The organism is Clostridium nigeriense, assembly GCF_050585265.1.
GTDB classification, from domain to species: domain Bacteria; phylum Bacillota; class Clostridia; order Clostridiales; family Clostridiaceae; genus Clostridium; species Clostridium nigeriense_B.
Map to the genome: position 1 here is coordinate 55,069 of NZ_JBNOOE010000004.1, position 15,983 is coordinate 71,051.

Annotated in this window: 9 protein-coding genes and 1 pseudogene; 7 read left to right on the top strand and 3 right to left on the bottom strand. The window is 28.7% G+C overall.

All coding sequences use genetic code 11. The annotated features are described in order from the left end of the window. Positions 1–76 precede the first annotated feature (76 nt). From ACQPVP_RS04995 to tyrS, 4 genes are all read left to right on the top strand, one after another. Positions 77–1,489, top strand: coding sequence for a spore germination protein (locus ACQPVP_RS04995; protein ID WP_430847857.1), 1,413 nt, complete (start codon positions 77–79; stop codon positions 1,487–1,489). Beyond that, the gene (locus ACQPVP_RS05000; RefSeq protein WP_430847859.1) at positions 1,486–2,604 is read left to right on the top strand and encodes a Ger(x)C family spore germination protein; all 1,119 of its coding nucleotides are present in this window, start codon (positions 1,486–1,488) and stop codon (positions 2,602–2,604) included. Before ACQPVP_RS04995 ends, ACQPVP_RS05000 begins: the two co-directional genes overlap by 4 nt. 303 nt (positions 2,605–2,907) lie before the next feature. Then, positions 2,908–3,321, top strand: a complete 414-nt coding sequence (locus ACQPVP_RS05005; RefSeq protein WP_430847861.1) for a hypothetical protein — start codon at positions 2,908–2,910, stop codon at positions 3,319–3,321. 124 nt (positions 3,322–3,445) lie between these two features. Continuing rightward, positions 3,446–4,666: a tyrosine--tRNA ligase gene (gene tyrS, locus ACQPVP_RS05010; protein ID WP_430847863.1), complete on the top strand. Its 1,221-nt coding sequence runs from the start codon at positions 3,446–3,448 to the stop codon at positions 4,664–4,666. Between the two features lie 54 nt (positions 4,667–4,720). On the opposite strand, the gene ACQPVP_RS05015 is transcribed toward tyrS, so the two are convergent. From ACQPVP_RS05015 to ACQPVP_RS05025, 3 genes are all read right to left on the bottom strand, one after another. Beyond that, positions 4,721–6,151 carry a HAMP domain-containing sensor histidine kinase gene (locus ACQPVP_RS05015; protein ID WP_430847865.1) on the bottom strand — a complete coding sequence of 477 codons (1,431 nt, stop codon included), beginning with the start codon at positions 6,149–6,151 and terminating at the stop codon, positions 4,721–4,723. A gap of 3 nt (positions 6,152–6,154) precedes the next feature. Continuing rightward, complete coding sequence (locus ACQPVP_RS05020; protein WP_430847867.1) at positions 6,155–6,838, bottom strand: response regulator transcription factor; 684 nt, start codon at positions 6,836–6,838, stop codon at positions 6,155–6,157. 329 nt (positions 6,839–7,167) lie between these two features. Continuing rightward, the gene (locus tag ACQPVP_RS05025) at positions 7,168–8,193 is read right to left on the bottom strand and encodes an Ig-like domain-containing protein (protein ID WP_430847869.1); all 1,026 of its coding nucleotides are present in this window, start codon (positions 8,191–8,193) and stop codon (positions 7,168–7,170) included. 252 nt (positions 8,194–8,445) lie between these two features. On the opposite strand from ACQPVP_RS05025, the pseudogene ACQPVP_RS05030 reads away from it, so the two are divergent. The 3 genes and pseudogenes from ACQPVP_RS05030 to ACQPVP_RS05040 all read left to right on the top strand — a co-directional run. Further along, positions 8,446–8,622, top strand: a pseudogene (locus ACQPVP_RS05030) (EscU/YscU/HrcU family type III secretion system export apparatus switch protein); the annotation flags it as partial. A 225-nt stretch (positions 8,623–8,847) separates the two neighbouring features. Then, a complete protein-coding gene (locus tag ACQPVP_RS05035; RefSeq protein ID WP_430847871.1) occupies positions 8,848–9,534 on the top strand; it encodes a metallophosphoesterase in 687 nt (228 codons plus the stop codon). Between the two features lie 325 nt (positions 9,535–9,859). Further along, positions 9,860–15,835: an alpha-N-acetylglucosaminidase TIM-barrel domain-containing protein gene (locus ACQPVP_RS05040; protein WP_430847873.1), complete on the top strand. Its 5,976-nt coding sequence runs from the start codon at positions 9,860–9,862 to the stop codon at positions 15,833–15,835. Positions 15,836–15,983: the final 148 nt, after the last annotated feature.

The window sequence follows — 15,983 nt, forward strand, 5'->3', positions numbered from 1 at the left end:
TTTTCACTAAATATAATTCCCAACTATTATGAATATTAAACAGTTTTACAACAAATAATACAAACAGGTGATGTATATGAAGAATTTAGAATATGTAAAGGAAAAATTAAAAAATTCCTTCGATGTTAAATATAGGCCAGTAAAAACTGTACTAGGAAAAGCAACTATAGTATTTATAGACGACTTATGTAATTCAGAAATGATAAGTGAATATGTAGTCGCGCCATTAAGAGGAACTGAATTAGCATATAGGGATGGTAAATTAAGTTCCTTAGAACAAGTAATTGAGGACTCCTTGGATATAAATGCAGCAGGAATTGCAAAGGATGCAGATGATGCTGTAATGCATATATTATCTGGTGATCCGGCAGTTATTTTCGAAAATTATAAGGAAATAATGTATGTAGAAGCTAAGGGATTTCCAGTAAGGGGAGTTGGTACACCGGAAACAGAATCTGTATTAAAGGGACCAAGAGAAGGTTTTAACGAATTAATAGTTAATAATGTAGCATTAATAAGAAGGCGTATTAAAAATCCTAATTTAAAATTTGAAGCAGTGGTAGTTGGAAAAACATCTCAAACTTCAGTAGCGGTTTGCTATTTAGAAGGAATAGCACCAGAAAAATTAATAAATGAAATTAAAAATAAGGTAAAGAACTTAGATTTGAGATTTATTTTAGATACTAATTATATTGAAGATGCAATTAAAACTCAAAATAGTTTTTTTGATACAGTGGGTTATACAGAAAAACCTGATGAAGTTTGTGCAAAATTAATGGAAGGAAGAGTTGGAGTAATAGTAGATGGGACACCTTTTGTTATTACTGCTCCATATTTTTTCTTAGAAAACTTTCAAATGCCAGATGATTATTATTTAAATAAGTATTATACAAACTTTAATAGAATTCTAAGATGGCTAGCTTTTTTTATTGCAACCTTAGTACCTGGATTATATGTTGCAGTAATGACATATCATTTTGCAATGATACCATCTTTATTTATGTTTAGACTTGCAGTATCTAGGGCTGGAGTACCATTTCCGACATTTATTGAAGTTATATTAATGATGTTAGCCTTTCAATTTATAAAAGAAGCTGGACTTAGATTGCCACAGCCAATAGGAGGTGCTATGAGTATAGTTTCTGCTTTAATATTAGGTGATGCAGCAGTAGGAGCTGGAATAGCCTCAAGAATTACAATTATAGTAGTAGCTTTAAGTACACTTTCATATTTCTTAATACCAAAGCTTTATGGAGCTGTATCTTTCTGGGCAATAATATTAGTTTGTTTTTCAGCAGCCTTTGGAATTCCAGGATTTTTATCAGGAACTTTATTATTATTAGTACAATTAGCAGAACTTGATTCAGTAGGATATCAATTTTTATTTCCAATTGGTAGCATAAGTGAATATAGATTTAAAGATGTAGTACTAAGAGGATCGCTAAATAAAATATCAAAAGATTTTATAAAAAGGGGGAAACAAAAATGAAAACTAAAAAATTCATAAGATTTTTATCAGTTGCATTTCTTCCTTTACTATTGGGGGGATGCTTTAATTATAGAGATATAAATAAAGTAAGTTTTTCTACTAGTATAATCTTTGATACAGATGATTTCGGAAGAGCAGTAGTTTATGTAGATTGCGTAAAGCCTTATAGGAGCACTAATGAAAGCTCTGATAAGGGCAAGAGAATAATTTATAGAGGAGAAGGAAAAACTGCATTAGAAGCTTTAAGAGATGTAAACTTAGCCTCTAGTTATGAGTTAAACTATTCTCAAAATAGAGCATATATTTTTACAGAAAAGGCAGCTAAAGAAGGAATTAATAAATATACAGATTTAATAAATAACAATCAAGAATTTCAAATAAAACCTGATTTATTTGTTTATTTTGGAGAGGTAGATGATCTTTTAAAGGTTACATCAAGCGATGAGGAATATTTAGGTCTATATCTTGAAGAATTAGTTCATAAAAACAAAAGAAATCCTAGAGCTATGAGAGCTAATATTAATGATTATTTGAGTAATACAGTAGATAATAGTAATACTTATATAGTTGGTAGTATTGAAATTAGAGAAGATGCTTTAGATAAGAAAGTTGAGATTGGGGGAGGAGCAATTATAAAAGATGGAGCATTAGTAGATAGAATAGATGCTAGGGATGCAATGAGCTATAATTTACTAATGAATAAAGTTACAAAAGGAACTTTAGAAATTTCTAATCCACAAGATGAAAGTGGGTTTATAACTTTAGAAATTTTGGGCAATACTACTAATAGTAATTTAATTTTTGATGATGAAAATATAAAATTAATTAAGAACTTAACTATAAGAGTTTCCATTGCTGAAATGCAAGGAAAAGCTATAGTTGATAAAGAGTTGCTTGATTATATTAAGGTAGCAAAGGAAAAGGAAGTAGAAGGATATCTGAATTATACTTTTGAAAAGTATAAAGCAGAAGGGATAGATGTATTTGAAATACAAAGATTATTAGAGATAAATTATCCTAAAGAGTCAGTAGAGGATCCAATAAGTAAAGCTGAATTAGAAGTAAATGTAGATATAATTATGGAGGGAACCGGTATAGTTAAGGATAGTTTGTAGGTATAATCAGATTAATTTAAAATAAGAATTAATAAATTTCATAATATATATGAATGTATAATCTCAATAATTAAAGTTTTGAGTTTATGACTAAAAGCGTAGTAAGAGAATATAAGTTCATAATTCCGAAGAATGAGGAATTATTACCTTCAGTTTTGAAGTATTAAAATATCATAGCAAGGTGACTTGGAGCGAAGCGACGGAACCTAGATATGATATTTTAATATTTTTTTGTAAATAATTTCAATAATGAAGAATATATATAAATTAAGATATAAAAATATATAAAAGGAGTGGATTCCAATGATTCAAGTCTTTTGTTCAAAAAGAGGTGCAGGTAAATCTAAAAAATTAATAGAGCTTGCAAATGAACGTATATTAATATCAAAGGGTGATTCAGTTTATATCGATGATGACGCAAGACGTAGGATGCAACTAAGGGGAAAAATTAGATTTATAAATACTAATGAACTAGGTGTATTAGACAGCGATAGCTTTTATGGTTTGTTATGTGGGATTATATCTCAAAACTATGATGTAGAAAATGTTTATGTTGATGCCTTATCAAATATAATTAACCAAAATATATCGGGATCAAATAATTTGTTCAAAAAATTACAGGAATTCTCTCAAAGATATAATTTAAGTATCTTTATAAATTTAAACTGTGAATGTATAGATGATTTACCAGATTTTATAAAAGAGTATGTGGCATAAAAGTTAAAAAGTTAAGGGCTTTTGTAGAAATAACTGCAAGAGCCTTTTTCTATAATTGAACATTGATATTATTTTAATAAAAAGATATACTATAATAAGTAAAGATAAGAGGAGGATACGTAGAATGGCTAATGTTTTAGACGAGTTATTAGATCGTGGATACATAAAGCAATTTACTCATGAAGAAGAAACTAGAGAATTGCTAGAAAAGGAAAAAGTAACTTTTTATATAGGATTTGATCCAACAGCTGATAGTTTACATGTTGGACATTTTATTGCATTGATGTTCATGGCACATATGCAAAAAGCTGGGCATAGACCAATAGCACTTCTTGGTGGAGGTACTGCAATGGTAGGCGATCCATCTGGAAAAACTGATATGAGAGCAATGCTTACTAAGGAACAAATAGAACATAATGTTAACTCTATTAAGAAGCAAATGGAAAGATTTATAGACTTTTCTGATGATAAGGCAATATTAGTTAATAATGCAGATTGGTTATTAAACTTAAATTATGTAGATTTCTTAAGAGAAGTAGGAGTTCATTTCTCAGTAAATAGAATGCTTACTGCAGAATGTTTTAAACAAAGATTAGAAAAGGGACTTTCTTTCTTAGAATTTAACTATATGTTAATGCAAGGATACGATTTCTACGTATTAAATCAAAAATATGGTTGTAAGATGCAATTAGGTGGAGATGACCAATGGTCAAATATGATTGCAGGTGTAGAGTTAGTTAGAAGAAAAGCTCAAGGCCAATCAATGGCTATGACTTGTACACTTTTAACAAATAGTCAAGGACAAAAAATGGGTAAAACTGTTGGAGGAGCTTTATGGCTTAATCCAGAAAAGACATCACCATTTGATTTTTATCAATATTGGAGAAATGTTGATGATGCAGATGTAGAAAAATGTTTAGCATTATTAACTTTCGTACCTATGGATGAAGTAAGAACTATTTGTGCAGTTGAAGGTGCAGCAATTAATGAAGCTAAGAAGAGACTTGCTTTTGAAGTAACTAAGCTAGTTCACGGAGAAGAAGAGGCTCTTAAGGCCAAGACTGCTGCAGAAGCTTTATTCTCAGGTGGAGTAGATATGAGTAACGTTCCAACAGTTACTATATCTAAAGAAAAGCTTGGATCAACAATCTTAGATATAATGGCTGAAAATAAAATAGTACCATCAAAGGCTGAAGGAAGAAGATTAATTCAGCAAGGAGGACTTTCTTTAAATGGTGAAAAAGTAACTGAAGTTACTAGAACTTTAGAGGAATCAGATTTAGAAGATGGATCAGCATTATTAAAAAGAGGTAAGAAAAACTACAATAAAATAGTAGTTGAATAAAAGTGGCTGCATAGGCAGCCTTTTTTAATTAACATTTAAAAACTCATGCACAATTTAATAGGGTAGGTATACAATTGCCTCTACTTTATTTCCATTTGATAAGGTAATGCTTCCGTTATGATCTTTTATTATTTCACTGCAAAGATATAATCCTAAGCCAGAACTATAGTTATCATCATCTGAATTAATTTTTATAAATGGTTCAAAAATATGGCTATATATTTCTTCAGGAATTGGATTAGCTTTATTTAAAATTGAGATTTTGTAGAAGTTTGCTTCTATAAATCCATGTATTTCAATATTATTAGTAATATTAGTATTAATAGAGTATTTAATAGCATTATCAATTAAATTAATAAAAACCTCTTTTATTTTATTAACTTTAATCTTTAATATACTATTTTCTAAATTAGAGATTATGGTTAAATTATATTTTTCAGCTTTTATAGACATATCGGAAATCACTTGTTCAAGTAGTTCCTTTATATTAAATTCTATATATTCTTCTTTTATTGAAGAAAGTCCTTTAGAGATTTTTATTATTTCTAATACAAGGGTATTTAGCCTTTGGCTTTCAGAATAAATTCTACTTACAGCTCTCTTTTTAAATTCTTCATCATCTACTACATTTTCTAATATCATTTCTGAGTATCCAATTATTGAAGTAAGTGGAGTTTTAAGTTCATGAGTTACTGTATCAAAAAATATTTTTCTACTTAGGGCTAATCTTTCCACCTTTTCTTTTTCATTTTCTATATCTAATATTTGCTCTTTAATTTTATTTTTCATATTAAGAAACTCCCTAGATAAAATAGATATTTCATCATTACCATCAGTGTTTAATAATACATCATAATTACCTTCTCCAAGGCTTTTTGCTGCTATAGTTAAGTTAGTAATGGGCTTTGCTATTTTATTAGTTAGCCTAGTTGATAATAGAAATATAAAGATTATTAATATTACTTCAATTAAGGTTAAAATATTTGTTGCTTTGTAATATTCCTCATATAGGGTTGTATAGTCCTTATTTAAATTTATAATTCCAATATAACTTTCATTTATTATAATGGGATAAGATAATAATCCAATTAGTTCATTATTTTGATATTTAATATTAACTATAGTTTTACCTTCCTTTACTTCACTAAGGTTTTGACTTATTTCAATTGGCTTAAAAGATAGATTTGAAGCTAGTACATTACCACTAATATCACAAATTTGTAGTGTACTATCAAAGTTTTGTGATATATAATCTAATAAATAATTTGCTTCTTCTTTTAAAGCCTTATCTTTATATAGGTAATTTCTTTGTGATAAGGTATATTTTATAGATTCTCTAGTACTTTTCATCACTTCTTTCATTGAAGAGGTAATTGAACTTTCCATATTATCCTTAAGTATTTTTCTTACAGAAATATTTAGGGATAATCCTAAAATAATAAGAATACTTGTAATAATTAAGGTGAATTTATATTTAATTTTCATAATCTACCTCATAATATATCCAACAGAAAATACCGTTTCAATTATAGATGGGGTACCCTTAGTATCTAATTTACTTCTAAGTCTTCTGATATGAATATCTACTGTCCTTAAATCACCATCATAGGAAAACTCCCAAACATTATCAATAAGTTGTTCTCTAGAAAAAACTTTATTTCTATTTTGAACAAAGAATTCTAAAAGCTCATATTCTTTTGGCTTAAGTTGTATAAGGTCGTTATTTTTTAATACTGTTCTATTTTTAAAGTTAATTTTTATGTTTTCATTTATAGTTATGAAGTTTGAATTTGAACCATTAGTAGTTTTCTCTATTCTTCTAAAAATAGCTCTAATTCTGCTTACTACTTCTTTAATATGAAAGGGTTTAGTAATATAATCATCTGCACCAAGCTCAAGACCTAGAACCTTGTCCACGATATCACTTTTAGCAGTAAGTATTATAATTGGAATAGAGTTATTTAAGTTTACTTCTTTGCATAACTGAAAGCCATCTCCATCAGGTAAGTTTAAATCTAATAAAATTAAGTCAGGTAAATTAACATTTAAATAACCTCTAGCATCTTTTAGAGAAAAGGCACTATAAGGTGTGTATCCTTCTGATTTTAAAGTGTGAAATAATATATCATTTATAGATTTATCATCTTCAACAATGAGTATTTGATTATTCATATTGATCTCCTTTATAGATTCATACAAGTAAATTATAATAAAATTTTACAAATTAATAAATACTTTACATAAATAAGAGGGTAAAAAAGAGAAATAATTGGGGACATCACACAGTTAACAATTAAAAATTTATAATTATTAATTGCGTGATAGTCCCTTAAAAATATAGAATGAAAAATATACCATAGGTAATTAGGGAGACTAATTTATTTAGGTAATTCTTTTAGAATTGATGAAAAACTATTATTTTAAAAACTTCTCTAGAAGTTTTATCATTAATTCTTCAGTATTAATTTTTAATTTCTTAAACATATTAAATCTCCTTTCAATTAAGGTCTATATTGCTGAGAAATTTTTGTTACTGTACCATTCTTTATATCAAACCATACCATTAGTCCATAGTTAGTATCATTAAGATACTTAGTATTCATTTCAGAAAATTCATCTAAAGAAACGGGTACTTCATCTCCAGATTTTAAATCTGATTTTTCTGGGAAAAAATTATAGGCACATAAATAATAAGATGTATTATTATCAACTAAATAGGTTGAAATAGTATCATAATTATTTCTAATATAAATTGGATCAGGTAAGAAATATCTCTTTTTTTCTTCATCATATCCAGCTTTATTATCTTTTATAGCTTCAGGTAAAGCTTCGTCACCTATATAAAGCTCTATTAAATCAAAATCTAAATAAGTTTTTCCATTTTCAGTTTTAATATTTTTTAAGAAACCATATTGTCTTTCATAAACATTCTCTAAAACAGTAAGTTCTACAGTTATGCTCCTACCATAATCCTCGTTATAGCCTTGGAAAGTAAAAGTTCCTACATTTTCTGTATCTACTACTTGGTTTTCCCAAGATACTGGAATGTTAACTTGTTCACCTGAAATCATAGTAGTAACTTGCTGAGGCAATGAATAATTGCTATTTTGATATATTGAAGTTTGAATATTTATTTTTTCAAATTTATTAGATATATCTTTTAATACAGATTTCATATTCTCAACGTCCACATTATTTGTAACAGCAGTTTTAATAAAATAATAAGCTTCATCTGATTTATCTACAGATAAATATTTATCTTTTATTCTTAGGTATATTTCTTTATTAGTCTTATCTAAATTAATTGCTTTAATGAATTCTTCTTTGGCTTCCTCAAATTTCTCTTCATCTATAAGTTTTTCACCATCAGTTATTGCAGCTAGGACTTCACTTTCTTCCATGGCTACTTCACTTTGGGTATCATCTGATATAGTTATTTTTTTACTGGAATTATTACAAGAGATAAATAGTAGGGGTAGTAGAATAACAGTTGATATTAAAAGTTTAATTAGTTTTTTTCTTATCATAAATATAATCTCCTTTTATTTCGATCTTTGATTTTATTATATAAGTCAATATTTTCTAAATATAATAAGGATATTTCCAAGATGTTTCCAAATTAAAAGCTTTTAAGTAAAGATATAAAACTTAGGTATAGTTGGTGGATATATTAAGATTTTAGATAAAAAATAGATATTAATTTAGAATATGAATATAAATTTGTTAAAATAATAGATATAACTAAAAGCAAATTAATATCCAATATAGAAACTATATGATATATAGCAGATAAAATTATTGAAAAAGCAGAAGAAAATGATGCTCCTATAGTGTATAATAATGAATTGACAGATTTACTTTGCAATGTAGGTGTTGGAGAATATATAGCAGCAGAGTTTTGTGAAGCATTAGTACATTTAATTGCATATATAACAGATTTAGATAGCTTAAAATAATGAAGAATGAAGAAGTAATAATGTTATAATTAATGAAAAAAACTACTAAATGAGTTTTGAAAATAATGGTGCTGTCGTACAATGAAAAATTAAGAGTGAGTAATGAAAAATTGACTAAAAAACTCCTTTAATATTTTTAAAAAGTATTAATTTTAGTAATTCTGTAAGAATTACATCAATAATTCTTCATTTTTAATTTTTAATCTTAGAAAGGTGAGTAGATAAATGGCTTTATACGCTATTTCAGATCTTCATCTTGCTTTTACAACAGATAAGCCTATGGATATCTTTGGAGAAAAGTGGCTTAAGCATGATGAAAAGATAGAGGAAAATTGGACTAATAAAATTACAGACAATGATATGGTATTAATTGCAGGAGATATATCTTGGTCAATGAGATCAAGCGATAGTAAGGTAGATTTAGATTGGATTAATTCATTACCTGGCAAAAAGATTATATCCAAAGGTAATCATGATTATTGGTGGGGAGGAATATCAAAGCTTAATAGTATGTATGAAGATATGAAGTTTATACAAAATAACTTCTATACATATGAAGATTATGCTATTTGTGGCTCAAGAGGATGGATACTTGAAGGAACAGATAGATTTACTGAAAAAGATAAGAAGATATTTGATAGAGAGCTAATAAGATTAAGGTTATCTTTAGATAAAGCAAAAGAAGCTGGATATGAAAAATTTATAGTAATGATTCATTATCCACCATTAAATGATAAAGGAGAGCAATCTGCTTTTACAGAATTATTTAAAGAGTATGGAGTAGAAAAAGTAATTTATGGACATTTACATGGACCATCTCTAAATACAGCTTTTTCTGGAGAGTTTGAAGGAATTGAATATATAATAACTTCTTGTGACTATTTAAACTTTGATCCAATTAGAATACTATAGAAAAATTTTGTGAAGCAAAATATCCTGAATTTTTCATTTTTAATTCTTCATTATTAATTGAAAAGATTGAATTGGATAAAAAAACAAGAATACTGAATTAAGTGAAGATGATGGAAATGTTATTGACAAAATAATGTAGTTAAAGTAAAATTTAGTTGTAAATTGATATGTAAAATTATAAGTAGTTTAGATTAGCGTGTCACTATTATGATAGGCATTAGCTGAGAAGAGTCCTTGGAGTTCTTCTCGGCTTTTTTTTTGTTTTCAAGGTTTTTATGTATAAATTTATTTAATCACAATATTATCTCAAGGGGGAAACTGGTCAATGAAAAATGTTAAAAGACATGTAGCAAGAGCTCTAGCGATAACAATAACAGCTAGTATGCTAACATCAATTCCTTTTCCGACTTATGCAAGCACGGAAAATAAAATAAGTTCTGATAAAATGAAGATTACTTCTAAAAGTAATACAGAAGGTCATGATAGTCAACTTGCAATAGATGGAGATATATCAACTTATTGGGAAGCATCAAATAGCTTTAGATGGGTAGAACTAGAATTAGATGGAACATATGATTTGTCGGGAATTAAAATTTATAACAAGCAAAATGGATACTACAATTATAATATTTATGCAACATCTGATGGAGAAAATTATGAAAAGGTAGCTTATAAATCAGATAATTCAGTTGCTGATGATGATGGTGATTTTTATAGCCTAAGTGATGTTAGAGCATCTAAGATAAGAATTGATGTTACCTTCACTTCAGATAATAATGATTCAAATATAGCAGAAATTGAAGTTTTCGGTAATAAAGTTTCTAGTGAAGTGGCAAAAGAAACTCCAATTTCAGTAGAAAACTTTGAAGATACTAAATGGGCAGAAGAGTATAGCAAATTTGAAAACGATATAAATTATGCAAATGAAAAAACTATAAATGAAATGACGAATATGGTTGGAAGAGTTATTGGAGATGAGTATAAGGATAACTTTAAATTTGAAATTATAGAACAAACTTCTTCAGGAAATGATGTATTTGAAGTAGAAGATGGAGCAGATGGTAAAATAGTGGTAAGAGGTAATGATGGTGTATCATTAGCATCAGGATTTAATTACTACCTAAAGAATTATGCAAAAGTTATGTATAATCCTATAATGGGTTCCAACTTAAATATGCCTGAAGTATTGCCAAATGTAGGGGAAAAAGTTGTAGTAGATACTCCATATGAACAAAGATATTCATTAAATTTCTGTACATATTCGTATACAATGGCTTTCTGGGATTGGAATGAGTATGAAGCATTTATAGATTGGTCAGCAATGAATGGATTTAATTTAATCCTTGACATAGTAGGGCAGGAAGAAGTCTTAAGAAGAACTTTAAGTGAATTTGGATATTCAGATGAGGAAATAAAAGAATATATTTCAGGACCTGGATATTTTGCATGGTTCTATATGCAAAACATGACAAGCTTTGGAGGACCATTACCCAATAATTGGTTTGAAGATAGAGCTGAGCTTGGAAGACAAATGCATGATAGAATGCAAACTTTAGGTATTACTCCAGTTCTTCAAGGATATTCAGGAGGAGTTCCATTAGACTTTACTGAAAAAAATCCAGATGCACAAGTAATTAAACAAGGTGATTGGTGTGGATTTGATAGGCCAGATATGCTTAGAACTTATGTAAATGAGGGGGAAGAGGATTACTTTGCAAAGGTTGCAGATGCATTCTATAAAGCTCAAAAAGAAGTGTTTGGGGATGTTAGTAGTTATTATGCAGTCGATCCATTCCACGAAGGTGGGAATACTGGCGGATTAAATAATGGAAAGATTTATGAAACAGTTCAAAATAAGATGATAGAACATGATGAAGATTCAGTATGGGTAATTCAGCACTGGCAAGGAAATCCTAATAATGAAAAGTTATCGGGGCTTAAAAAGGATCAAGCTTTAATACTAGATTTAAATTCAGATTTAAATCCAGATTGGAATAGATTTGATAGTCAAGGTTTACCATGGGTATGGAACATGCTTCATAACTTTGGGGGAAGAATGGGATTAGATGGACAACCTGAAATATTAGCAAATAATATTCCAGAGGCTTATGCAAACTCAAATAACATGAAGGGTATAGGGATAACACCAGAAGCAATTAACAACAGTCCAATAGTTTATGAATTAATTGGAGATATGATTTGGACAAGAGATTCAATAGATTTTAGACAATGGACTATGGATTATATTGAAAGAAGATATGGTAAGGTAAATGAAGATATTCGAGAAGCTTGGAATATATTATTAGAAACAGCTTATAAGAAAACTAACGATTATTACCAAGGAGCAGCTGAGTCAGTAATTAACTCAAGACCTGCAACTGAAATAAATAGTGCATCAACATGGGGACATAATAACATTATTTATGATAAGGAAGAGCTTGAAAAAGCTTTAGAACTATTCATAAGTTCATACGATGAATTAAAGGATAGCGAAGCCTTTATTTATGATTTCTTAGATATAACTAAACAAGTATTAGCAAATTCATCACAAGAATATCATAAGGAAATGGTAGCAGCTTATGAAAATAAGGATTTAGAATTATTTAAAAAGATTTCTACTCATTTCTTAGAACTAATTAAGCTTCAGGAAGAAGTTTTATCAACTAGTCCAGAATTCTTAGTTGGAACTTGGATTGATCAAGCCAGAACTATGTTATCAGGTGCAGATGATTGGACAATGGATTTATTTGAATTTAATGCAAGAGCATTGATAACTACTTGGGGAGATTATAAAAATCCAGCTTTAAAGGACTATTCAAATAGACAATGGGCAGGATTAACTGAAGATTTATATTATAAGAGATGGGAAAATTGGGTTAATAATGTTGTTACTGAAATTGAAACAGGAAATCCAGCTGCAGAAGTTAACTGGCATAAAATGGAGTATCAATGGGCAAATACTAAGACAACAGAAGATAATAGATATACAACAGAAGGATCAGGAGAAGATTTAGGAGCTTTAGCTAAAGAAGCTATGGAAAAATTCTCAGTAACTAATATGGATACATTCTTAGAAGGTGGATCAAATGCAGTAGAAAAGGTTAATGTAGCTTTAGGAAAAAATGTAGTAGTTGAGGGGGTAGATACTGATTTAAACTTCCCAGCAAAAAACTTAACTGATGGTACTACAGGAACAGCTTGGAAGGGAACAGAAGTTAAGTGGCCAGTAACTATGACAATAGATTTAGAAGGTGAAAGAAATCTTAATGGAATAGCATTTGCTCCAAACCAAGCAGCAGGTGGATTCCCTATTGATTATAAAGTAGAAGTAAGAAGTGGTGATACTTGGAATGTAGTTGGATCACAAGAAGGCGGTAGTATAACCGGAACTATATCATTAGATTATAAGGGAACTGCTGATGCTGTAAGGTATACATTTAAAAGTGATAATAAAGAAAATATTCCAGAAATGACAGAGCTCATGGTTTATGAAAATGCAGGAGAAAAAGTAGTTTATGATAATATTGCCTTAAATAAACCAGTTAAAGTAGAGGGGGCAGATACAAGCTGGGATAGACCATCAACTAATTTAACAGATGGAAATGATAGTACAATTTGGGCAGCTACAAGTGAAGCATTAAATTCGTCATTATTTGTTGACTTAGAAGGTAGTGAATTTGTTGATAAAGTAGAAATAGTTCATGAAAAAGAAGGATTACCATTTAAGTTTACTGTAAGTGTAACTGAAAAAGATGGAACAGAAACAGTTATATTAGATAAGAGTACAGAAAGTAATGCGTTGGATAGAAGATATACTATAGATGTAAATAGAGAAATAAAGGGAATTAAATATACTTTCCATGGTAAAAATAATGTTGGGTCATATCCTGGAGCTTGGGCAGGACTAGCTGAAATTAAAGCTTTAAGAAAACAAGAAGTCAAGATTGATGCAGTAAATGTTGCGTTGGATAAGCCCGTAACAGGAAGTACCGCTGAAAATGGAAAACCTCTTTCAAATGTAACAGATGGTAAAGATGATACACTATGGGTAGCTGATGGTGGAAAATATCCTGCTAATGTAAATGTAGATTTAGTTAATTCTTATTATGTTGATAATTTAGAATTAGTATTTGAAAAAGAAGGGCTGCCATTTAAATTCTATGTAGATGTAGTAGATGAAAATAATGAAACTCATAGAGTATTAGATATGAGATCTAATGATAAGGTTACAGATTTAAAATATAACATTCCTGTAAATAAGAATATTAAAAAAATAAAAGTTGAAATAACAGAAAATAATGGACAAGGTAATTCATATTTAGCTTGGCCAGCAGTAGCTGAAATTAGAGCTTTTTCAACACCAGAAAATGTAGCTATAAATGCAACTGTTAATCCTCTAGAGGGAGAATTTTTAATTGATGGAAATGAAACAAGGGGAATTAATTTAAATGCAGATTCAAATAAAGAGTATGTAATAGACTTTGGTAAGGTAGTAGATATCAACACTATTGAAACTATTGGGAAAGCTGATGGTGGATTAAAATACAATGTTGAATATAGAAGTATTGAAAATGAAGAATGGATAGAGCTTGTTGATAAAAGTGAAAATGCAAGTACAGCAGAAAAAATATTAACAGCTATAAAAAATCCAATTGCTACAGATGCAATAAGAATTAAATTTGGAAATGAAGAATTAACTGTTAATGAAGTTAAGGTTTATAAGGCAGATGTAACAGGTAAATTAGTAAATTACATTAGTGAAGTAGAAAAGATATACAATAATGCAAAAGAAGGGGAGTATGCTGGACAATATCCAAATGCTGCAAAAAGTCAATTATTATCAGCAATAAATTCAGCTAAATCAGCTTCAATGAATGGAATAAACTCTGTTGAAGTAAAAACAGAAATAGTTAAGCTGAAAGAAGCTGTAAATAAATTCTACTCACAAGTTGTAATAATAAATAGAAAAGGCCTACTAACTACCATAAGTGATGCTAATATAGTATTGAATGCTTTAAAGACTTCTTTAGGAGCAGAAGCTAAAGAGGACAAGAGAGCTGTGATTAATGATAGTATTACTAATTTAGAAACTGGAATAACAGAGGCTCAAGGGGTTTATGATACTAAGGCTGTAACACAAAAAGAATTAGATGATGCTAAGGGGAAGTTGAAGTTAATAATAGAAGAAGGATATGTTTCTCTAGATGCTAATAATAAATATAAAGTAGAATTAGAAATAGCAGAAGGTAGGTTAAATGATGCAGTAGTAGGGGAAGGAAATGGACAGTTCCTTCAATCTGATGTTGAATCATTAAAAGCAGTTATTGCAAAGGCTAAAGAAGATTATGCGAGATCAACTACTATAGAAGAAGTAAATAATATTATTGATACTTTAAAGAATGCAGTAGAAGAGTTTGATTCTAAAGTAATTATAGTAAATAAAGATGCCTTAGAAGTTGCTATAACAAATGCTGAAGAAAAAGCAAAAAATGCTGATGGAAAATATTATACAGATGCTATTGAAAAATTTCTATCAGAAATAAATAAGGCTAAGGTAGTATTATTAGATATTAATGCAAGCCAAGAAACTGTAGATGAAAGTATAAAAGAATTGTTAAATGCAGAATCAGAATTATTAAAATTAGCATTGCCAGATAAGACCGAGCTAAAAAACTTAATTAATGAAGGAAAAGAATTAATTAAAGCTTTAGGAAGGTATGAGGAATCATCTGAATTAAAAACGAAACTAGAAAAATTAGTATTAGATGCAGAGAATATTAGAGATAATAATGAAGCCACTTTAGAAGAAATAACTTTAATAGTTGAAGGGTTAAAGAATAAAATTATTGAAGTTAAGGAAGTATTGAAGGATTTTGAAAATATTTCTAAGGTAGAATTAGAAGAAGTAATTAAAAAGGCAGAAGCTTTAAATGAAAAAGACTATACTAAGGATAGTTACAAAGCATTATTAGCAGAGATTAAAGAAGGAAAGAAAGTACTAGAATTAGAAAAGTTAACTCAGACCAATATAGATGCAGCAGTAGCTAGAATAAATAATGCCATTAAAAATTTAGTTAAAATAGATAATGAAAATGGTGGAAATAGTAATAGTTCTAATAATGGAAATATAAACAACAACAATGGAAATCAATCTAATAATGTAAATAATAGTGGTACTACTGGAAAAGGAAATAGTAAACTTCCTAAAACTGGTGGTGTTTCATCTATACTAACATTAATATTAGGTGGATCAACAGCAGCTGTTGGTGGGGTGTTATTAAGAAAGAAAAAGGATAATTAAAATAGTTTATAAAAAATATAGCAAGACTTAGAGCTTCGCTATATTTTTTTGTCAAAAAAATTGATAAATATTTAACAAATATTGGTTAAAATTATTGACAATCAATTTCAATTGATTATAATTGTATATATAGAAGATTATGTAAGGG

Bases quoted from the DNA above. Each gene is read 5' to 3' on its own strand.
- tyrS (WP_430847863.1), top strand. From the start codon at position 3,446: ATGGCTAATGTTTTAGACGAGTTATTAGATCGTGGATACATAAAGCAA.
- ACQPVP_RS05025 (WP_430847869.1), bottom strand. From the start codon at position 8,193: ATGATAAGAAAAAAACTAATTAAACTTTTAATATCAACTGTTATTCTA.
- ACQPVP_RS05015 (WP_430847865.1), bottom strand. From the start codon at position 6,151: ATGAAAATTAAATATAAATTCACCTTAATTATTACAAGTATTCTTATT.
- ACQPVP_RS05000 (WP_430847859.1), top strand. From the start codon at position 1,486: ATGAAAACTAAAAAATTCATAAGATTTTTATCAGTTGCATTTCTTCCT.
- ACQPVP_RS05005 (WP_430847861.1), top strand. From the start codon at position 2,908: ATGATTCAAGTCTTTTGTTCAAAAAGAGGTGCAGGTAAATCTAAAAAA.
- ACQPVP_RS04995 (WP_430847857.1), top strand. From the start codon at position 77: ATGAAGAATTTAGAATATGTAAAGGAAAAATTAAAAAATTCCTTCGAT.
- ACQPVP_RS05035 (WP_430847871.1), top strand. From the start codon at position 8,848: ATGGCTTTATACGCTATTTCAGATCTTCATCTTGCTTTTACAACAGAT.
- ACQPVP_RS05020 (WP_430847867.1), bottom strand. From the start codon at position 6,838: ATGAATAATCAAATACTCATTGTTGAAGATGATAAATCTATAAATGAT.
- ACQPVP_RS05040 (WP_430847873.1), top strand. From the start codon at position 9,860: ATGAAAAATGTTAAAAGACATGTAGCAAGAGCTCTAGCGATAACAATA.